At 70.6% G+C, this 19,800-nt stretch carries 20 protein-coding genes; 10 read left to right on the forward strand and 10 right to left on the reverse strand.

The window, feature by feature from the left end; translation table 11 throughout:
* Window positions 1-228 precede the first annotated feature (228 nt).
* The 5 genes from DEJ12_RS03670 to DEJ12_RS03690 all read right to left on the reverse strand — a co-directional run bounded on the left by DEJ12_RS03670 (window position 229) and on the right by DEJ12_RS03690 (window position 5,645).
* Entirely contained in the window at window positions 229-1,176 is a 948-nt protein-coding gene (locus DEJ12_RS03670; protein ID WP_111029054.1) for an NUDIX domain-containing protein, read from the reverse strand.
* The gene (locus tag DEJ12_RS03675; RefSeq protein ID WP_027466626.1) at window positions 1,173-3,338 is read right to left on the reverse strand and encodes an RNA degradosome polyphosphate kinase; all 2,166 of its coding nucleotides are present in this window, start codon (window positions 3,336-3,338) and stop codon (window positions 1,173-1,175) included. The genes DEJ12_RS03670 and DEJ12_RS03675 overlap by 4 nt, the downstream gene beginning before the upstream one ends.
* 116 nt (window positions 3,339-3,454) lie before the next feature.
* Entirely contained in the window at window positions 3,455-4,048 is a 594-nt protein-coding gene (locus DEJ12_RS03680) for a hypothetical protein (RefSeq protein WP_111029055.1), read from the reverse strand.
* An 83-nt stretch (window positions 4,049-4,131) separates the two neighbouring features.
* Window positions 4,132-4,962, reverse strand: coding sequence for a mycothiol synthase (mshD, locus tag DEJ12_RS03685; RefSeq protein WP_111029056.1), 831 nt, complete (start codon window positions 4,960-4,962; stop codon window positions 4,132-4,134).
* Window positions 4,962-5,645, reverse strand: coding sequence for a response regulator transcription factor (locus tag DEJ12_RS03690; RefSeq protein ID WP_017888078.1), 684 nt, complete (start codon window positions 5,643-5,645; stop codon window positions 4,962-4,964). Before DEJ12_RS03690 ends, mshD begins: the two co-directional genes overlap by 1 nt.
* 136 nt (window positions 5,646-5,781) lie before the next feature.
* Between DEJ12_RS03690 and DEJ12_RS03695 the strand changes: the two genes are divergently transcribed.
* From DEJ12_RS03695 to DEJ12_RS03705, 3 genes are all read left to right on the forward strand, one after another.
* Window positions 5,782-6,063: a hypothetical protein gene (locus tag DEJ12_RS03695; RefSeq protein ID WP_146245554.1), complete on the forward strand. Its 282-nt coding sequence runs from the start codon at window positions 5,782-5,784 to the stop codon at window positions 6,061-6,063.
* 136 nt (window positions 6,064-6,199) lie between these two features.
* Window positions 6,200-6,802, forward strand: coding sequence for an FABP family protein (locus tag DEJ12_RS03700; RefSeq protein WP_027466617.1), 603 nt, complete (start codon window positions 6,200-6,202; stop codon window positions 6,800-6,802).
* Window positions 6,802-7,884 (forward strand): folate-binding protein YgfZ, encoded by a 1,083-nt coding sequence (locus DEJ12_RS03705; RefSeq protein ID WP_111029058.1) that lies wholly within the window; start codon window positions 6,802-6,804, stop codon window positions 7,882-7,884. Before DEJ12_RS03700 ends, DEJ12_RS03705 begins: the two co-directional genes overlap by 1 nt.
* Window positions 7,885-7,979: 95 nt before the next feature.
* Here the strand turns inward: DEJ12_RS03705 and DEJ12_RS03710 are convergent, their stop codons facing one another.
* Window positions 7,980-8,753, reverse strand: a complete 774-nt coding sequence (locus DEJ12_RS03710) for a class I SAM-dependent methyltransferase (RefSeq protein ID WP_110863119.1) — start codon at window positions 8,751-8,753, stop codon at window positions 7,980-7,982.
* A gap of 44 nt (window positions 8,754-8,797) precedes the next feature.
* On the opposite strand from DEJ12_RS03710, the gene DEJ12_RS03715 reads away from it, so the two are divergent.
* The gene (locus DEJ12_RS03715) at window positions 8,798-9,544 is read left to right on the forward strand and encodes a phosphoglyceromutase (RefSeq protein ID WP_111029059.1); all 747 of its coding nucleotides are present in this window, start codon (window positions 8,798-8,800) and stop codon (window positions 9,542-9,544) included.
* 183 nt (window positions 9,545-9,727) lie between these two features.
* Here DEJ12_RS03715 and DEJ12_RS03720 read toward each other — a convergent pair whose 3' ends face one another.
* Window positions 9,728-10,276 carry an AAA family ATPase gene (locus tag DEJ12_RS03720; RefSeq protein WP_035809234.1) on the reverse strand — a complete coding sequence of 183 codons (549 nt, stop codon included), beginning with the start codon at window positions 10,274-10,276 and terminating at the stop codon, window positions 9,728-9,730.
* Between the two features lie 50 nt (window positions 10,277-10,326).
* On the reverse strand, window positions 10,327-10,995 hold the full coding sequence (gene phoU / locus DEJ12_RS03725) for a phosphate signaling complex protein PhoU (protein WP_027466613.1): 669 nt from the start codon (window positions 10,993-10,995) through the stop codon (window positions 10,327-10,329).
* 146 nt (window positions 10,996-11,141) lie between these two features.
* Between phoU and DEJ12_RS03730 the strand changes: the two genes are divergently transcribed.
* Both DEJ12_RS03730 and DEJ12_RS03735 read left to right on the forward strand, forming a co-directional pair.
* Window positions 11,142-12,308: a cell wall metabolism sensor histidine kinase WalK gene (locus DEJ12_RS03730; protein ID WP_071404724.1), complete on the forward strand. Its 1,167-nt coding sequence runs from the start codon at window positions 11,142-11,144 to the stop codon at window positions 12,306-12,308.
* On the forward strand, window positions 12,305-12,985 hold the full coding sequence (locus tag DEJ12_RS03735; RefSeq protein WP_027466611.1) for a response regulator transcription factor: 681 nt from the start codon (window positions 12,305-12,307) through the stop codon (window positions 12,983-12,985). The genes DEJ12_RS03730 and DEJ12_RS03735 overlap by 4 nt, the downstream gene beginning before the upstream one ends.
* 96 nt (window positions 12,986-13,081) lie before the next feature.
* Here DEJ12_RS03735 and DEJ12_RS17935 read toward each other — a convergent pair whose 3' ends face one another.
* Window positions 13,082-13,738: a hypothetical protein gene (locus DEJ12_RS17935; RefSeq protein WP_128780543.1), complete on the reverse strand. Its 657-nt coding sequence runs from the start codon at window positions 13,736-13,738 to the stop codon at window positions 13,082-13,084.
* A gap of 141 nt (window positions 13,739-13,879) precedes the next feature.
* On the opposite strand from DEJ12_RS17935, the gene DEJ12_RS03745 reads away from it, so the two are divergent.
* The 4 genes from DEJ12_RS03745 to rlmB are packed head-to-tail and all read left to right on the forward strand — an operon-like array spanning window position 13,880 to window position 18,125.
* Window positions 13,880-14,362 carry a CarD family transcriptional regulator gene (locus DEJ12_RS03745; protein ID WP_017888066.1) on the forward strand — a complete coding sequence of 161 codons (483 nt, stop codon included), beginning with the start codon at window positions 13,880-13,882 and terminating at the stop codon, window positions 14,360-14,362.
* Window positions 14,363-14,378: 16 nt separating this feature from the next.
* Window positions 14,379-15,644 carry a 2-C-methyl-D-erythritol 4-phosphate cytidylyltransferase gene (gene ispD, locus DEJ12_RS03750; RefSeq protein ID WP_375334580.1) on the forward strand — a complete coding sequence of 422 codons (1,266 nt, stop codon included), beginning with the start codon at window positions 14,379-14,381 and terminating at the stop codon, window positions 15,642-15,644.
* Window positions 15,645-15,676: 32 nt separating this feature from the next.
* Window positions 15,677-17,086, forward strand: a complete 1,410-nt coding sequence (gene cysS / locus DEJ12_RS03755) for a cysteine--tRNA ligase (protein ID WP_111029061.1) — start codon at window positions 15,677-15,679, stop codon at window positions 17,084-17,086.
* A 28-nt stretch (window positions 17,087-17,114) separates the two neighbouring features.
* Window positions 17,115-18,125: a 23S rRNA (guanosine(2251)-2'-O)-methyltransferase RlmB gene (gene rlmB / locus DEJ12_RS03760; protein WP_027466607.1), complete on the forward strand. Its 1,011-nt coding sequence runs from the start codon at window positions 17,115-17,117 to the stop codon at window positions 18,123-18,125.
* Window positions 18,126-18,413: 288 nt separating this feature from the next.
* On the opposite strand, the gene DEJ12_RS03765 is transcribed toward rlmB, so the two are convergent.
* Complete coding sequence (locus tag DEJ12_RS03765; protein WP_111024143.1) at window positions 18,414-19,730, reverse strand: DUF4032 domain-containing protein; 1,317 nt, start codon at window positions 19,728-19,730, stop codon at window positions 18,414-18,416.
* Between the last annotated feature and the right edge of the window lie 70 nt (window positions 19,731-19,800).

A 19,800-nucleotide genomic window follows, 5' to 3' on the forward strand; every position in this document is an offset into this window, starting at 1 on the left:
CGGGAGGTGAACGAGGGGTTGTCCACGTCGGGGCGGCGTGCGCCGCTCCCGCGCAGGGAGCAGGATCGGGGGCACTGTGCGCTCGTTCGGAAGATGCGCACGCATGATCGCGGACGAGCGGCCGGGAGGCCCGGATCGCGTTCCCGGGCGCGGCGCGGCCCCGTCGTGTGGCCGGGTACCGGGCGTCTGCGCTGCGGTCCGGCGGTACTGCGGTCTGGCGGTCGCCGGCTACGCCGGGATCGTGTTGCGGTGCGTCTCGACCGCGACGAGGGTGTCCCCGGCGATGTGCATGACGGAGAAGTCCCCGACGGACAGCATCGCGGCGCGGCGCAGGTCGAAGCGGCCGGAGTCGTCGGCGGTCGCGGTGGCGATCCGGGCGATGATGTCGGGCAGCACCGGGCCGTGCGAGCAGAGGACGGCGGTCTTGCCCTTGTCGAGCCGGCGCCGGACGACGCCCTTGACGTCGGCGGCGCCGCGGTCGTGGGCGTCCTGGCTGATGTCGGCGGTGCTCGAGACCCCGAGCTTCGTCGCGGCGGACAGCGGTTCGACGGTCGCGAGGCACCGCGCTGCCGTGCTGCTCACGATCTTCTTCGGGCCGAACGCCGCGACCGGTGCGGCGGCGGCCTTGGCCTGCGAACGGCCGACGGGCAGCAGTGGACGGGTGGCGTCGGGGCCGTCCCAGTCTGAGCCGGGCACCGTCTTCGCGTGGCGCAGGGTGATCAGGGCGAACGTGCGGTGCTGTCCGGCGGCGGCGCGTACGGCGAACCGGTCGAGGATCGCGACGTCCCGCTCGTACGTCAGGCGGTTGCGGGCGTCGTCGATGGTGACCCACTCGAGCGCCGCGACCTCGTGGTTCGGCACGAAGGCACCGGCGCGGGCGTACTCCTTGGCCGAGACCCGGGCTGCCCAGTAGTGCACGACCTTGTCGCGGCCGTTCGGCAGCACGTACTCGGCGGTGCCGAGCGGTGCGCCGAGGTGGACGCGGTACCCGGTCTCCTCGTCGATCTCGCGCACGGCGGTCGTCGGGACGGCCTCGCCCGGGTCCACCTTGCCCTTGGGCAGGGAGACGTCCTTGTGGTGGTCGCGGTGGATGAGCAGCACGAGGGGGGTGCCGTCCTGTTCGCGCCAGACGACCGCACCCGCAGCGACGACGGGGCCCGAGGGACCGCCGCTCACCGAGTCGAGCGCTTCCGGGCCGAGATCTTCCGCATGGTCACATTCTGCACGTCCTCGAGCGGACGGCCCGCATCGTCCGTGGAGTGCCGTGTCCACTCGCCGTCGGACTCCAGGTGCCACGAGCTGGCGGTGTCGGCCATCGCCAGGTCGAACATCTCCTGGACCTCGTTGATGTGGTCCGGGGCGACCAGCCGCACGAGCGCCTCGACGCGTCGGTCGAGGTTGCGGTGCATCATGTCGGCGCTGCCGATGAACACCGCGGGGTCGCCGTCGTTGTGGAACGCGAACGCACGGGAGTGCTCGAGGTAGCGCCCGACGATGCTCCGCACGCGGATGGTGTCGCTGACGCCTTCCATGCCCGGCTTGAGCGAGCAGATGCCGCGCACCCACACGTCGATCGGCACCCCGGCCTGGCTCGCCAGGTACAGCGCGTCGATGATCTGCTCGTCGACCATCGAGTTGACCTTGATCCGGATGCCCGAGGGCTTGCCGGCCCGGGCGTTGGCAGCCTCGGTCTGGATGCGCTTGAGCAGGCCCTTCCGCAGGTGCAGCGGTGCCACGAGCAGGCGCTTGAACTTCTTCTCGATGGCGTAGCCGGACAGCTCGTTGAACAGGCGGGTGAGGTCCTTGCCCACCGTGTCGTCCGAGGTGAAGAGCCCCATGTCCTCGTAGATGCGCGAGGTCTTGGGGTTGTAGTTGCCCGTGCCGATGTGGCTGTAGTGCTTGAGCGTCCCGCCCTCTTGCCGGATGACGAGCACCAGCTTCGAGTGCGTCTTCAGCCCGACCAGGCCGTAGACGACGTGCACGCCGGCCTTCTCGAGCTTCCGGGCCCAGGTGATGTTGTTCTGCTCGTCGAAGCGGGCCTTGATCTCGACCAGGGCGAGGACCTGCTTGCCGGCGGCCGCTGCGTCGATGAGCGCTTCGACGATGGGGCTGTCGCCGGAGGTGCGGTACAGGGTCTGCTTGATCGCCAGCACGTTCGGGTCGGCCGCGGCCTGCTCGAGGAACGCCTGCACGCTCGTGGCGAAGGACTCGTAGGGGTGGTGGACCAGGACGTCGTTCGCCTTGATCGCGCGGAACAGGTCGGGCTTGGTGTTCGGCTCACCCGGCTGGAACTGCACCGGGGTGGTCGGCACGTGCTTCGGGTAGTGCAGGTCCGGACGGTTGATCTTGGAGATCTCGAACAGTCCGCCGAGGTCGAGCGGCGACGGCAGCCGGAAGACCTCTTCCTCGGTGATGTCGAGTTCACGCACGAGCAGGTCGAGGGTCACCGGGTCCATGTCCTCGGTGATCTCGAGGCGGATCGGCGGACCGAACCGGCGGCGCAGGAGCTCGCGCTCGAGGGCCTGGATGAGGTTTTCGGCCTCGTCCTCCTCGATCTCGACGTCCTCGTTGCGGGTGACCCGGAACACGTGGTGCTCGAGGACCTCCATCCCCGGGAACAGGTCGTCGAGGTGGTTCGCGATGAGGTCTTCGAGCGGGATGAAGCGCATCCGGCCGGAGTTGTCGTCGGGGAGCTTGATGAAGCGCGAGAAGTTCTGCGGCACCTTGAGGCGCGCGAACTCCTGGCGCTGCGACTTCGGGTTGCGGACCCGCACCGCCAGGTTGAGTGAGAGCCCGGAGATGTAGGGGAACGGGTGCGCCGGGTCGACGGCCAGGGGCATGAGCACCGGGAAGATCTGCTCGTTGAAGTACTCCCGCATCCGCTGCCGGTCGGCCTCGTCGAGGTCGGACCAGTGCTCGATGTGGATGCCCGCGGCGTCGAGGTCGGGCTTGAGCGACCCGATGAAGGCCTGGGCGTGCCGGTCCTGCAGCTCGTGGGCCTTCTTCGCGATGTCCCGCAGGACGTCGCTGGGAGCACGGCCGACGTTGGTCGGGACGGCGATGCCGGTGTCGATGCGGCGCTTCAGGCCGGCGACGCGGACCATGAAGAACTCGTCGAGGTTGGACGCGAAGATCGCCAGGAAGTTCGCCCGCTCCAGCAGGGGCTGCGTGCGGTCTTCGCCCAGCTCGAGCACACGCTGGTTGAACCGGAGCCAGCTGAGCTCGCGGTCGAAGTAGCGGTCCGTCGGCAGTGACTCGTGCTCGATCTCGATGACTTCGTCGAAGTCGTCGAGGTCGGGTGCGACGGATTCGCCGTCGAGCTGCGGTTCGGTGTCCATCCCCACATCCTGCCACCCGGCCCCTGCCACCGGAGGGGCCTCGGTGGACGCTGTGGAAACCGGCGGTGAACCGTTCGGTTGTGCAGGAACGGCCGCGACGGACCGAGGTGCTGCGCTCAGCGCGCGAAGACCTGCACGAACGCGCCCCACTGCGCCGGCGCCCGCTGCTCGAGCCACGCGCAGAACTCGGGGTAGGCGGCATCGATGGACAGGACACTGATCACCCCGCGCTGGCCGTGCACCTTGACGTCCAGGCCGCCGAAGCGGTTCGTCGTGGGCCGGATGTGCTTGATGGCAGCGGGGTCGACGGTCCGGGCGGCACGGAACATCGGCGTGACGACCAGCTGCGAGTCGTACGCCTCGACCCGGCGCCGCTTCTGCCCGACGCCCAGGTAGACGAACAGCAGCCCGAACAGCCCGATGCCGAGACCGCCGAGGAGCATCCCGATCGCCTCGGGGTCGTCGAGCAGGGCGAGTGCGGCCAGCAGGAAGAACCCGCCGACCACGATGAAGACGATCCCGATGATCCGGAGCAGCAGGTAGTTCCACCGGCGAGCGCGGACGGTGAAGAGCACGCCGTACGCCTCGTCCCCGACGACCGCCGACGGGGGGCGCTTCCGGTCGCTCTGGCGGACGAGTGCGGTGACGACGGCGGGGATGGCGACCATCGCCGCCATCGCGAGGAACACCGGCGACGGGTTGAAGTTCACCGGCGTGCCCCCGACCGTGCGTGCGGACGTCGTCGTTCGATGGGCGATCCGCCCTGGTCCCCCTGGATCATGGGCGCAGCGTATCAGTGACCTGAGATTTGCTCCGGCGCCGCGTACTGCACGTCGATCGCGTGCTGGGTGAACCCCGAGCGCCGGTACAGCGCCAGCGCCGGCTCGTTGTCCCCCTCGACGTACAGCGCGGCGGCGGTCAGCCCGCGGCCGCGCAGCCGAGCGGTGCCCGCACGCATGAGCACTCCGCCGAGTCGCTGCCCCTGCAGGTCGGGCCGCACGGCGACGGCGTAGAACTCGCCGATGCCGTCCTCGACCTTGAGCCAGCACGAGCCGGCGAGCTGCCCGGAGGCGTCGCGGAGCAGCAGCAGGTCCTCGCCGGAGAACCAGTCGTCGGCCTCGCGGGCGTGCAGGTCGTCGAGCGTCATCCGCCCCTGCTCGGGGTGGTGGGCGAAGGCGGTGGCGTTCAGCGTGAGCCAGTCGGTCTCGTCGTCGGTGCCGGGGCGGAACGCCGACAGGGAGTAGCCGTCGGGCAGCGCGACGTCGGCGGCGACGTCCACATCGGAGTCGGCGACGGGCGCCCGGAGCTGCAGCAGCGTGCGGACCGCGCGCCAGCCGAACCGGTCGGCCAGCGCACGCGCTGCCGGGTGGTCCCCGTGCGCCCACGCGAGCCGGGGAGCGGCCCCGCCGCCCAGCGCGAGTGCCTGCGTCACCAGGGCCGTGCCGATGCCCTGGCCACGGGCCTCCTGGGCGACGACCATCTCGAGCTCACCGTCACGGACCACGGCGACCCCGTGGTCGACCGTCAGGACGGTCGCGCGCCCCGCGCGGACGTCCACCAGCGTCTGGTCGGAGAACGGGGGAGCCTCGCCGGGGGCGACGAAGCTGTCGAGGTCGGGCAGCACTACTGCCCCATCAGGCGCTCGGCCTCGTCGTCGTAGACGTTGAAGCGGTACCCGACGTTGCGGACGGTGCCGATGAGCGACTCGAGGTCGCCGAGCTTGGCGCGCAGTCGTCGGACGTGCACGTCGACCGTGCGGGTGCCACCGAAGTAGTCGTAGCCCCAGACCTCGCTGAGCAGCTGCTCGCGGGTGAAGACGCGTGACGGGTGGGTGGCGAAGAAGCGCAGGAGCTCGAACTCCTTGAACGTCAGGTCGAGCGGCCGGCCGCGCACCTTGGCGGAGTAGCTGGCCTCGTCGATGACGACACCGGACGCCTGGATCTTCGAGCTCGTCTGGCCCTTCGCCGCACGGCCGGCCGACAGCCGGATGCGGGCGTCGATCTCGGCCGGTCCCGCGCTCTCGAGCACGACGTCGTCGACGTTCCAGTCGCTGTTCACCGCGGTCAGCCCGCCCTCGGTGACGACGAGCACGATCGGCGTGGTCGACCCCGACGAGGCGAGGATCTTGCACAGGGCCTTCGCGCTGACCAGGTCGGTACGGGCGTCCACGAACATCAGGTCGCTCTGCGGGGCGTTGACCAGCTGTGCGGCCTCGGCCGGCACGTGGCGGATCCGGTGGCTCAGGAGGCCCAGGCTCGGCAGGACGTCTCCGGGCGCGGTCGAGGTGAGTACCAGGAGCTGTGCCACAGGACCTCCGGAGGTGGATGACGTCGTGGAGACATCCTAGTGATGCTCGGGAAGGACTCATCCGGCCGGACGGATTGCGCGTCATCCCGCACCGCACGGTGCGTGCGTTCCGCACGTCCCTGCCATGATGGAGCGCGTGACCGAGCCCGTGCACCCCACCGACCAGCGTCGCCTGCGGCTGACGTCCGTCCTGCCGGTCTGGGTGCTGGCGGTCGTCGGGGCCGTGCTCGTGCTGACCGTGGCCGAGCGCGATGCCTTCGCCTGGCTGCTGCTCGTCTTCGTCGCCTGCGTCATGGTCAGCTTCGTGCTGCAGCTCATCACCGCCACGAAGGACGGTCTGGTCGAACGGATCAGCATCGCGTCGTCCGGGGCGTTCGTCGTGGTCCTCGTCACCGCGGTGGTGCTCCTGGCGTGTTGAGCCGAGCCGCGTAGACTCCGAGCATGGATTCGCTGCTTGCGCTCGAGCTCTTCTACGTCGGCCTCCTCGGCCTGGCGTCGCTCGCGATCGCGTTCATCTCGGTGGTCGTCGTCGTGAAGCTGTTCAAGGGCCAGCGTTGATCGAGCTGCCCGAAGGCCTCGCCCCCGAACTGGTCCCGCTGTCGTGGCTGGTCGGCGTGTGGGAGGGCACCGGTGTGGTCGAGTACCCGGTCGGTGACGACGACGAGGTCCGGAACTACGAGTTCGGCCAGCGCGTCAGCTTCAGCCACGACGGTCTGCCGTACCTGAACTACTCGTCGACCACCTGGCTGCTCGACGACGACCACACCCCGCTCGCCGCCGAGATGGGCTACTGGCGGATCGACCGTCCGACCGAGCCGGGCGACCGCGGCCCTGCGATGCTCCTGGGCGACGGGCCCACGCCCTTCAGCACGGTCGAGAGCGTCGAGGCGCTCCGCAACACCACGGACGGCTTCGACGTCGAGGCCGCGATCATCCACCCGACGGGCGTCAACGAGCTCTACGTCGGCCGTGTGCTGAAGGGCCGGATCGACCTGTCGACCGATGCCGTGCTGCGCTCGCCGAACGCGAAGGACTACTCCGCCGCGACCCGCCTGTACGGGCTGGTCGAGGGCAAGCTCTTCTGGGCGTGGGACATCGCCGCGCTCGGTCGCGAACTCACCTCGCACGCCTCGGGGCAGCTCGCGAAGGTCGACTGATGTCGGTGTTCGCCGCGCGTGACGGCTTCGTCGCGGCCGACTCCGTCGCCGCGCACTTCGGCAACCCGATCGGGGAGCAGCGCCTGCTGACCCGGGGGCGTGCCGTCGTCGAGCTCGGACTCGGTGTCGTCACCGTCTCCGGACCGGACCGGTTGTCGTGGCTCAACTCGATCACCTCGCAGCAGCTCACCGGGTTGCCGACCGGCGTCAGCACCGAGACGCTCGTGCTCGACCAGGCCGGACGCGTCGAGCACGCGGCCCGCGTCGTCGACGACGGTGCGACGGTCTGGCTGCTCACCGAGCGCGCTGACGCTGCGCCGCTCGCCGGGTGGCTCGACTCGATGCGCTTCATGCTCCGGGTCGAGGTCGCCGACCGCTCCGCCGACTTCGTCACCCTCGGCTGGTTCGGGGCGGACGCCCCGTTCGCGTCCGTCGAACTGCCGGAACCGCCCGTCGCCGAGTGGGTCGACCCGTGGGGCGCCGTCACGCCGGGCGGATGGGGCTACGCCGACCAGGAGGCCCACCCCGGCTCCGACTGGACCCTCCGCATCGCCGTGGTCACCCCCGGCACCGCGGCCGCGATCGCCACGTCGGCCGTCCCCGTCGCGGGGCTGCTCGCGTACGAGGCGCTGCGGATCGCCGCCTGGCGCCCGACCCTGTCCGACGTCGACGAGCGGACGATCCCGCACGAGCTCGACTGGCTGCGTTCCGCCGTGCACCTGTCGAAGGGCTGCTACCGCGGGCAGGAGACCGTCGCCAAGGTCCACAACCTCGGGCACCCGCCGCGTCGGGCCGTGCTGCTGCACCTCGACGGGTCCGACGGCGTGCTGCCGGCGCCCGGCACCCCGGTGCTGCTCGACGACAAGCAGGTCGGTCGGCTGTCGGCGTCCGCGATCCACCACGAGCTCGGTCCGATCGGGCTCGCGGTGGTGAAGCGCTCCCTCGACCCCACCGCGACCCTGCGGCTCGAGGCCGACGACATCGTGGTGACCGCGGCGCAGGAGACCATCGTCCCGCCCGAGGCCGGTGCGACGGCGAACGTCCCGCGCCTGCCCCGGCTCGGAGCCGTCAAGCGCTCCTAGCTCCCCGTTGGCGGTCGCAAAACACCGGTGTTCGCCGGTCGCACCGCGGTTTGCGGGTGTTCGGAGCGCGAACACCGGTGTCTTGCGTCGCAGCGTCAGGCAGGCTCGACGGCCGACCACGGGACGCTGAGCTCGCCGAGCCGCCAGCGCGTCACCCCGTGCAGCACCGGCCAGCCGCGGTCACGCATCCCGCGCACCGTGGCGATCCACCGCTGCCGGGGCCCGTACGTGCCGAGCGGAGCCGCGACCGCCCACGACAGGTCGAGGTCGCGCAAGAACGCGTGCACCCGCTCGCCGGGCACGTTGCGGTGGATCAGGGCCTTGGGCAGCCGCTCGGCGACGATCGAGGGTACGTCGAGCCCGGCGAGCCGGAGCGACACCGTGAAGGTCTGCGGCGCGACGTCGTCGAGTGTCACCCACGATGCGACCCGGCCGACCTCGTTGCAGGTCCCCTCGACGAGCGCACCGCCGGGCTGCAGCCGGTCCTGCATGATCCGCCACGACCCGACCACCGCGGACTCGTCGTACTGCCGCAGCACGTTGAACGCCCGGATGACGGCGGGCCGGCGCTGCCCGGGCGTCGGCGTCTCGAAGCCCCCCAAACGGAACGTCACGCCGTCGCGGGTCCCGGCGTTCGCGAGCGCGACCCGCGAGGGCTCAATCTCGATGCCGGTCACCTCGACGTCGGGTCGGACGGCCGCCAGCCGGTCGCGCAGCTCGAGGGTGGTGGTCGGTGAGGCCCCGTAGCCGACGTCGGCGACGAGCGGGTCGTCCGTCCTGCGCAGCACCGGCAGGGTCGCGATCCACCGGTCGACGCGGCGGAGCCGGTTGTACCCGGTCGTCCCGCGCGTCACGTTCCCGATGGGCATGCGTCAAGGGTACGGGGCCGGTACCGCTCGGTAGACTCGGAGGCATGACCTCCACGCTCGTCCTGCTCCGTCACGGCAACAGTGACTGGAACCAGAAGAACCTGTTCACCGGTTGGGTCGACGTCCGGCTCAGCGAGCTGGGCGAGAAGGAGGCGAAGCGCGCCGGCGACCTCATCGCCGAGTCTGGCATCGTCCCCGACGTCCTGTACACCTCGCTCCTGACCCGTGCGATCCAGACGGCCGACATCGCGCTGCTGCAGGCCGACCTGGCCTGGCTGCCGGTGAAGCGCGACTGGCGCCTCAACGAGCGCCACTACGGCGACCTGCAGGGCAAGGACAAGGCCCAGACGCTGGCCGAGTACGGCGAGCAGCAGTTCATGGAGTGGCGCCGTTCGTTCGACGTCCCGCCGCCCCCCATCGCCGACGACGCCGAGTGGTCGCAGTTCGGTGACCGTCGCTACGCCGAGCTCGGCGACCGGCTGCCCCGCACCGAGTCGCTCAAGCTCGTGATCGACCGCCTGCTGCCGTACTGGGAGTCCGACATCACGAAGGACCTCGCCGCCGGCAAGACCGTGCTGGTGACGGCCCACGGCAACTCGCTGCGTGCGCTCGTGAAGCACCTCGACGGCATCTCCGACGACGACATCGCCGGCCTGAACATCCCGACGGGCATCCCGCTGGTGTACGAGCTCGACGACGACTTCACGCCGACGAAGCCCGCGTACTACCTGGACCCCGAGGCCGCCGCAGCCGGCGCCGCCGCCGTGGCCGCCCAGGGCGCCAAGAAGTAGCACCCACGCAGAACGCCCCGTCCGGCATCCGGGCGGGGCGTTCGTGCGTGTGCGGGGGTTCGCGAAAGCGACAGTGGGCCGCCGACGTTCCGCCGACTCCTGTCGCTCTGCCAGGAGGAACGGATCGCCCCGTCGACGACCTGTCGCTTCGGCAGCACGGTCGGCTCGACGAGCCGTGGCTGGTCAGACGAAGTGCGACGCGATCTCCTGCACCAGGGCGCCGACGTCGTAGGGCTTCGTCGTGTCGACCCGGATCACCGGCACGCCGGGCAGTCCGACGGGCCGGGCGTCGTCGCCGTGCTCGTCCCAGAAGGCCAGCACGTCGGCCAGGTCCCCGTGCACCTCGTGCCGCACCGGCACGGTGCCCGGTTCGTACCGGTCGCGCAGCCGCTGCTCGGCGGTGGCGCGGTCCGTGTCGCACCACACCTCGACGGCGCGAGGCGACCCGGCGGACGCGAGTCCGGCCTCCAGGAGGTCCCGGTCACGCGACGGCAGCCAGACGGCGTCGAGGACGACCCCGTTCTCGACGGCCCGCGCCATGGACCACATCGTGTCCATCGCGATGCCGCCGAGCGGCCGCGAGGCGATCATCGGGCCGACGACGTCGGCGAGGGGCTCCTTGATGCGGTCCTTCGACAGGAACGGGCACCCGAGCACCTCGGCGAGTGCCGTGCCGATGCTGCTCTTGCCGGAACCGGGCATGCCGTTGACGATGATCGCGACCTGGGCCATGCCACGATCCTCGCAGACCGATCGGGCCGGGTCAGACCGATCGGGTCGGGTCAGACGGCCGCGGTCGAGGTGGACGCGCCGGTCCAGTCGCCGGTGGCCAGGTACTCGACCTTCTTCGCGATCGAGACCGCGTGGTCGGCGAAGCGCTCGTGGTAGCGAGAGGCCAGGGTGGCGTCGACGGTGTCGATCGGCCCGCCCTTCCAGGCCTCGCCGAGCACGAAGTCGAAGACGCTGGCGTGCAGTTCGTCGACGGCGTCGTCCTCGTCGCGGATCTCGGCCGACAGCGCGATGTCCTCGGTGGCGAGCAGCCGCGTGAGCTTCTGCGCCATCGCGACGTCGTGCCGGCCCATCTCCTTGAAGGTGCTGCGGAGGCCCTTCGGCACGACCTTCTCGGGGAAGCGCTGGCGGGCGAGCTGCGCGATGTGCTCGGCCATGTCGCCCATGCGCTCGAGCGAGGAGCTGACGCGCAGGGCGGTGACGACAACGCGCAGGTCGCGGGCGACCGGGGCCTGGCGGGCGAGGATGTCGATCGCGATCTCGTCGAGGCTGTTCGCGGCGAGGTCGATCTTCTCGTCGTCGGCGATCACCTCTTCGGCGAGGGCGACGTCGGAGTCGCTGAAGGCCTGCGTGGCTCGGGTGATGGCGGACTCGACGAGCCCGGCGATCTCGGTCAGTCGCTCCTGGACGTCCTGGAGTTCCTGCTGGAAGACTTCGCGCATGGGGGAGTACCTCTCTCTGCGTACCGGACGAGTGTCGTCAGCCCAGGTGAACGAACGGTGACGCGGGGCTGAACGCTTCGCGTTCTGGCCTTCCGCAGACGGTGAACGGTACCGGAACCCCGCATGACCATCCCTACACTGGCGGCATGGACAACGCGTGGCTCGTGCCACTGTCGATGCTCCTCGGCGGGGTCTTCGGCGCGGGCGTCGTGGTGCTGATCATCACCGCCGAGCGGACGGCACGTGCTGCCGACGTGGCGGAGCGGACCCTGCCGGACGGCGTCGCAGCGGTCATCGCGACGATGCACAACCCGGCGGTCGTCATCGACCCGTCGAACACCGTCGTCGCGGCATCCCCCCAGGCCCTCACGGCGGGGCTCGTCGTGCGCCGACGCCTGGTGCACCACGAACTGCTCGAGCTCATCGACCGGGTGCGCAAGAGCGGGGAGATGGGGTCGGAGGACCTCGAGCTGCCGCGTGGTCGCCACGGGGAGCTCATCGGCTACCTCAGCTTCCGTGCCGCCCAGCTCGGCAACCGGTACGTCCTGCTCACGGCGGACGACCTGACCGAGAGCCGGCGCATCGACGAGGTCCGCCGCGACTTCGTCGCCAACATCTCGCACGAGCTGAAGACGCCGATCGGCGCCATCGGCCTGCTGTCCGAGACCCTCGTCCTCGCCGCCGACGACCCCGTGCACGTGAAGAAGTTCGCCGCGCAGCTCATCACCGAGTCCGAGCGGCTCGGAGCGCTGACGAAGGACATCATCGAGCTGTCCCGGCTGCAGTCCGTCGACGCGCTCGAGAACAGCGAGGAGACCGGCATCGACAAGATCGTGCAGGCCGCGATCGACGCGAACGAGGTCGTCGCCCGCGCCCGCTCGATCGAGATCATCCGCGCCAAGAAGTCGAAGCTGCGGGTGATGGGCGACCGCGGGCTGCTGCAGGTCGCGGTGTCGAACCTCATCGCCAATGCGGTGAAGTACTCGCCGGACAACACCCGCGTCGGCGTGGGCGTCCGGTCGTCGAAGGGCTTCGTCGAGATCGCGATCACCGACCAGGGCGTCGGCATCCCCGAGGCCGACCTCGACCGCGTCTTCGAACGGTTCTACCGTGTCGATCCCGCACGGTCGCGCGCCACCGGGGGCACCGGCCTCGGGCTCGCGATCGTCAAGCACGTCGTCAGCAACCACGGTGGTGACGTGCGCGTCTGGTCGCAGCCCGGCAAGGGCTCGACCTTCACCATCCGTCTGCCCGAGGCAGATCCCGAACTGACCACAGCACTCGAAGAGCAACTGGAAGAGCAGCCATCGTGACCAAGATCCTCATCGTCGACGACGAGCCGGCCCTGAGCGAGCCCCTGGAGTTCCTGCTGCAGCGTGAGGGGTACGAGACCTCCGTCGCTGCCGACGGCGTGACCGCGCTGTCGAAGTTCGACGCGGAGAACCCCGACCTGGTGCTCCTCGACCTCATGCTGCCGGGCCTGAGCGGCACCGAGGTGTGCCGGCAGATCCGGACCCGGTCGAACGCGCCGATCATCATGCTGACCGCGAAGGACTCGGAGGTGGACATCGTCGTCGGGCTCGAGCTCGGCGCCGACGACTACGTGACGAAGCCGTACTCGACCCGGGAGCTCCTGGCCCGGATCCGTGCCGTGCTCCGTCGCCGGACCGAGGACGACCCGGCGGACAGCGGCATCCTGCAGGTCGGCGGCATCCGGATGGACGTCGAGCGGCACACGGTGTCGGTCGACGGGTCCGAGACCCCGATGCCGCTCAAGGAGTTCGAGCTCCTCGAGCTGCTGCTCCGGAACGCCGGCCGTGTGCTGACCCGCGGGCAGCTCATCGACCGGGTGTGGGGTTCCGACTACTTCGGCGACACCAAGACCCTCGACGTGCACATCAAGCGCATCCGCTCGAAGATCGAGCGGGTCCCGTCGACCCCCGAGATCCTGGTGACGGTCCGCGGTCTCGGGTACCGCATCGAGGCCTGAGACGGACGGACAGGAGGCCCGGTGCGAGTCCCTGGGACTCGCACCGGGCCTCCTGTGCGAACGGTCCGGGCGCGGTGTCAGCCGCGCCCGTCGGCGTCAGTTGGTGCCGTTGTCGCCCTCGGACGAATCCGTCTGCGAGTCGGTCGGCTGCGTGCCGGGCACGGCCTCGCCGGTCGACTGTGCGCCGCTCTCGGACGGGGACGTCGAGGTGGGCGTCGGGGTCGGGCTCGGCGCGAGGGTCTGGTACTCCTCCTGCGAGCTCGTCAGCACCGGCACGTTGGCCGAGGTGCCCTCGGCGTCGGGGTAGCTGAAGTAGACCTTCACGAGCGAACCGGGCTTGGCGTCCGCGTTGTCGAAGACGATCGGCTCGGCGTCACCGGCGGTGGTGCCCTGCGTGGTGTCGCCCTCTTGCACGCTCGACTCGTCGTCGCTGCCCGCACCAGCGGCCATGGCGAGGTCGACGTGGGTGTTCGCCGGCACGTCGACGGTCTGGGTGTCGCCGCCGATCTCGATCGAGACGGTGTAGTCGTCCTGGTCGTCGTTGTTCACGAGCGTGCCGATGAAGCGGGCGCTCTCACCGTCGTCCGAGATCAGGAGGGCGTTCCGCACGTCGACCTTGCCGGTCGAGACGTCCACGCCGTCGGTGATCTGCTTGATGTCGACGGTGTGGGCCGGCGACATGAACTCGCACCCGGTGGCGCCGAGCGCGATGGTTGCCGCAACGGCGACGGACACGAGTACCCGAGGTCGCAAGAGATTCCTCCGTAAGTCACGATGGAGACCGGGCGGTCCCCGCGCCCATCCTAGCGATCACCGGGAGGGGTGAGCGTTGAGGGTCCCCTTACCGGAACGGCCCTTGTGGTAAACTAGATGTCTGGGAACGGAGCCTGATACATGCAATTCGAGGTCGGCGAGACCGTCGTCTACCCCCATCACGGGGCGGCAACCATCTCTGAAGTCAAGACTCGCGTCATCAAGGGCGAGGAAAAGGTCTACCTGAAACTGCGGGTGACGCAGGGTGACCTGACGATCGAGGTCCCGGCGGACAACGTCGACCTGGTCGGCGTCCGCGACGTGATCGGCAAGGAAGGACTCGACAAGGTGTTCGAGGTCCTCCGGGCGCCGTTCACGGAAGAGCCCACCAACTGGTCACGTCGCTACAAGGCGAACCTCGAGAAGCTCGCTTCCGGTGACGTCATCAAGGTGTCCGAGGTCGTCCGCGACCTCTGGCGGCGCGATCAGGACCGCGGGCTCTCCGCGGGTGAGAAGCGGATGCTGGCCAAGGCCCGGCAGATCCTGATCTCCGAGCTCGCGCTGGCCGAGAAGACCGACGAGGACAAGGCATCGACCGTCCTCGACGAGGTCCTGGCTTCCTGAGCCTGACGACAGCGCACTGAACACGACAGCACGAACGACGACCGCACGGTTCCCCGAAGGGGTGGACCGGGCGGTCGTCGTCGTTGCGGCGGGCTCCGGCACCCGGCTCGGCATCGGGACCGCGAAGGCGTTCGTGCCCGTGGCCGGTTCGCTCATGCTCGCGCGGGCGCTCGAACCCCTGTTCGCCTTGCCGTCACCGACGCTCGTCGTCGTGGTCGCACCGGCGTCGCACCTGGACGAGTGCCGGCAGGTGGTCAGTTCGGTCGCGGGTGCCGCGGTCGCGTACACGGCCGTCGTCCCAGGAGGCGCGGATCGCCACGGGTCGGTCGAGGCCGGCCTGGCCGTCCTGCCGGACTCCGTCACCACGGTGCTCGTGCACGACGCGGCGCGGTGCCTCACGCCCGCGGCACAGTTCTCGCGGGTGTTCGACGCCGTCGCCGCCGGTGACGGTGCGGGCGTCGTGCCGGCGCTCCCCGTCACGGACACGGTCAAACGGGTCGACGGTGACGTCGTCGTCGAGACCGTCGACCGTGCGGCGCTCGTCGGGGTGCAGACGCCGCAGGGCTTCCCACTCGCGGCACTGCGGCGGGCGTACGCGGTGTCGTCGCAGTCCGAGACGGACGACGCCGGGGTGTTCCAGGCCGTCGGGGGCACCGTCCGGTTCGTGCCGGGTGACGCCGACGCCTTCAAGATCACGACGCCGTGGGACCTCGGCCGGGCCGAGTCCATCGTGCGGGCGCGGACCGAAGCTGGTGCTGGTGCTGGTGCCGCTGCTGGTGCCGGTGCGGCGGGTGCCAGCCAGTCGGACGCCGTCGCGGTCCGACTCGGGCTCGGGGTCGACGTGCACGCCTTCGACGACGCCTCGCCCTGCCGCGTCGGGCTGCTCGACTTCCCCGGCGAACCCGGTCTCTCCGGGCACAGTGACGGTGACGCGGTTGCGCACGCGGTGTGCGACGCCCTGCTCTCCGCCGGGGGCCTCGGCGACATCGGCGGACGCTTCGGCACCGCCGACCCGCAGTACGCCGGCGCCACGGGCGACGTGTTCGTCCGCGGCGCGGTCGCGTTGCTCGCCGACGCCGGGCTCGTGCCGGTGTCCGTCACCGTGCAGGTCATCGGCAACCGGCCGCGCATCGGCCGCCGGCGTGACGAGATGCAGGACGCCCTGTCCGCGGTCGTCGGTGCGCCCGTCGCCGTGTCCGGCACGACGACCGACGGGCTCGGGTTCACCGGCCGTGGCGAGGGGCTCGCGGCGATCGCCACGGCACTCGTGCGTCCCTCCTGAAACCGCGGCCCCGCGCCGATTAGGGTTGAGGCGTGACCGTTCGCCTCTACGACTCCCGCGCCGCAGCCGTCGTCGACCTCGTGCCCCTGGTCGACGGACACGTGAGCGTCTACGTCTGTGGTCCGACGGTGCAGTCGTCGCCGCACATCGGGCACCTGCGGTCCGCGCTCGTCTACGACATCTGGCGTCGGTGGCTCACCCACCGCGGGTACCGGGTGACCCTGGTGCGCAACGTCACCGACATCGACGACAAGGTCCTCGACCTGGCTGCAGGCACGGACGAGGAGTGGTTCGCCCGCGCCTACCGGGTCGAGCTCGAGTTCACGGCCGCGTACAACGCCCTCGGCATCCTGCCCCCGACGTACGAGCCCCGCGCCACCGCGAGCGTGCCGCAGATGCACGAGATCATCCAGCGCCTCATCGACCGCGGGCACGCCTACGCCGCCGACGACGGCTCGGGTGACGTCTACTTCGACACCGGCAGCTGGGCCGACTACGGGGTGCTCACCCGGCAGCGGCGCGAGGACATGGTCGAGGCCGCCGACGCCGATCCGCGTGGCAAGCGCGACGCCCGTGACTTCGCGCTCTGGAAGGGTGCGAAGCCCGGCGAGCCGTCGACGGCCAACTGGGACTCCCCGTGGGGCGCCGGCCGCCCGGGCTGGCACATCGAGTGCTCGGCGATGTCCCGTCGGTACCTCGGCCCGGCGTTCGACATCCACGGCGGCGGGCTCGACCTGCGCTTCCCGCACCACGAGAACGAGCTGGCGCAGTCCACGGCCGCCGGGGACCCGTTCGCGTCGTACTGGCTGCACAACGGCCTGGTGACCGTCGAGGGCCAGAAGATGTCGAAGTCGCTCGGCAACTCGATCTTCGCGGCGGACTTCCTCGGATCCGCCCGTCCCGCCGTCGTCCGCTACTTCCTCGGTGCCGCCCACTACCGCTCGTCGATCGACCACCACGAGGGCTCACTGGCCGAGGCCGAGGCGGCGTACGACCGCATCGCCGGGTTCCTCGAGCGCGCCGAGACCCGACTCGAGGGCGTCCACCTCGCCGACGCCCCGGCCGTGCCCGAGGCCTTCGCAGCGGCCATGGACGACGACCTCTCCGTGCCCCAGGCCCTGGCCGTGCTGCACGAGACCGTGCGCACAGGCAACGCTGCCCTGGACGCCGACGATGCGGAAACGCTCGGGACCGCGTACCATCAGGTGGCTGCGATGGTGGAGGTGCTCGGCATCGACCCGCGAGCCGCCCACTGGTCGGGCGGCGGCCACGACACCTCGGCAGGCCCGCTCGCCGCCCTCGTCGAACGCCTCGTGCAGGAGCGCGCGGACGCCAGGGCAGCACGGGACTTCACCGCGGCCGACCGCGTGCGCGACGACCTCGCCGCCGCGGGCATCACGATCGAGGACACGCCGTCCGGAACACGCTGGAGCATCGCCTGAACACGGCAGTGCCGAACAGGAGCTACGCATGAAGAACGTCTCGGGAAGCAAGAAGGGTCGGCCCGGCGCCGTCCGCACCGGTCGCAAGGGCAACAAGCAGGTCGGCTCCGGCGGACAGGGCGCCCAGGCGCTCGAGGGTCGCAAGCCGACCCCGAAGGCCGAGGACCGCCCGTACCACCCCGCCGGCAAGCGCAAGGCCGCGAAGGACCGCTTCGAGGCGGCCAAGGGCCGTCACGGTTCCTCGAGCACCCCGCAGGGTCGCACGGGCCGTCCGCCGGCACGCAAGACCGACGACTCCGAGCTGGTGACCGGGCGCAACTCCGTGCTCGAGGCCCTGCGCACGAAGACCCCGTCGTCGACGCTCTACATCGCGTCGCGCATCGAGGTCGACGACCGCGTGAAGGAGATCCTCGCGCTCGCCAACCACCGCGGCGTGCCGATCATCGAGCTCATGCGTCCCGAGCTCGACCGCATCACCGGACACGACAGCGTGCACCAGGGCGTCGCCCTGAAGGTGCCGGCGTACCAGTACGCCGTGTCCGAGGACATCGTCGAGCAGGCCTTCTCGCGTGACCAGGTCCCGCTGCTCGTCGCGCTCGACGGCATCACCGACCCCCGCAACCTCGGCGCGATCATCCGCTCGACCGCGGCGTTCGGCGGACACGGCGTCATCGTGCCGCAGCGTCGTTCGGTCGGCGTGACGGCGTCGGCGTGGAAGACCTCGGCCGGTGCCGCCGCACGCACGCCGGTCGCGATGGCCCCGAACCTCACGCAGACCCTGAAGTCGCTCAAGTCGATGGGCCTGTTCGTCCTCGGCCTGGACGGCGACGGTGACGTGGAGCTCGACGGCCTCGAGCTCGCGGACCGCCCGATCGTGATCGTCGTCGGTTCCGAGGGCAAGGGCCTGTCGCGCCTGGTCACCGAGACCTGCGACGCCATCGTGTCGATCCCGATCTCGAGCGCCACCGAGTCCCTGAACGCCGGCATCGCCGCGAGCGTCACCCTGTGGGAGGTCGCGCGGCGCCGTCGCACCGCGTAGCCCCAGCACTTCGTGAGCAGGAATGGTCGCCTCCCCGAGCGGGAGGCGACCATTCCTGCTCACGGTGGCAGGCGGGGTCGGCGTGACGGTCTGGAGGCCCGGCGCCGGTCTCCGGGACGCGGGACGGGCCTCCAGGCGGCGGTCGCGTTCTCGACCCCCGAACGGTCAGGACGCGTTGGCTGGTGCCCGCCGTGTGGTCACGAGTCGTCGCTGCGCGACGCCGCAGTCGACGGTCTGCGACCGGTCGGCGCCCACCCGGCGGGGTGTCGTGACCGAGCGGGGACCGCGTCAGACCGTGGCGCGCCAGTCGTCGACGTCGTCGGACTCGTCGGACTCGTCGGCGTCGTCGTCGTCCAGCACCGGGATCGGCACGGTGATCGACGAGGTCGGCGGGTTGATGAGCAGGCGCTCGTCGCGACGGTGTCGGAGCACGTCGTTGATGTAGGCGGTCGTGGCCTCGGGCAGCGAGACGGAACGCTCCTCCTGCTGGGACATGAACCAGCGGTGCTCGAGCAGCTCGTGGAACACCTCGGCGGGTTCGAGCCGACCGCGCAGGTCACGGGGGATCGAGCGGACGACGGGCTCGAAGACCCGTGAGACCCACTCGTGCGCCACCATCTCCTCGTCGAGTTCGTCACGGCCGTTGCGGGCACGGTACGAGTCGAGGTCGTTGAGCAGGCGCCGGGCCTGGTTCTCGCCGGCGTCGAGCCCGGTGAGGCGCAGCAGTCGGCGCTGGTGGTGCCCGGCATCGACGACCTTCGGCTGGATCCGGACCTGCGAGCCGCCCTCGGTCGTGTGGATCGAGAGTTCCTCGATGTCGAAGCCGAGCTCGTTCAGGCGCTCCACGCGGTCGTTGATGCGCCAGCGTTCCTTGATGTCGAACTGCTCGGTGCCGGTGAGCTCGGTCCAGAGCGTCCGGTACTGGGCGACGATGCGGTTCGACACGTCCACGGGGTCGGCGTTCTCGTCCAGTCGACCGCCGGCCTCGAGGTCGAGCAGCTCGCCGGCGATGTTCACCCGGGCGACCTCGAGGTCGTTCTCGCGCTGACCGTTCGACAGCCCGCCGGGGTAGAGCTTGCCGGTCTCGGCGTCGACCAGGTACGCGGCGAAGGCGCCGGCGTCGCGACGGAACAGCGTGTTCGACAGGGACACGTCGCCCCAGTAGAACCCGATGACGTGCAGGCGGACGAGCAGCAGCGCGAGGGCGTCGACCAGACGGGTGGCGGTCTCGGGGCGCAGCGTCTGCGAGTAGAGCGCGCGGTAGGGCAGGGAGAACCGCAGGTGGCGGGTCACGAGCACGGGGTGCAGTGGTTCACCGTCGGCGTCGACGCGGTTCGTGATGACCGCGACCGGGTCCACGCACGGCACGTCCATCCGCTGCAGGGTCCGGAGCATCTCGTACTCGGACCGGGCGACCTCTTCGCCGGTCTCCTTCACCGCGGCGACGTACCCGCTCAGGTGCACGAACCGCACGAGGTGCCGCGAGATGCCCTTCGGCAGCGCGACGATCGTGTCGTCGGGCCAGTCGGCGAGTGGCAGGTCCCACGGCAGGTCGAGCAGGCCGGGGTCGACGGTGGCGGCGGTGATGGACATCGAGTCGGGCACGGTGGTTCCTCTGGTGTCGGGGACAGCCGAGAGCCCGCGTCCGCCCTTGTGAGGCGGGCGCGGGCTCTCG

Origin of the sequence: Curtobacterium sp. MCLR17_059, assembly GCF_003234665.1 — a bacterium.
GTDB lineage: Bacteria > Actinomycetota > Actinomycetes > Actinomycetales > Microbacteriaceae > Curtobacterium > Curtobacterium flaccumfaciens.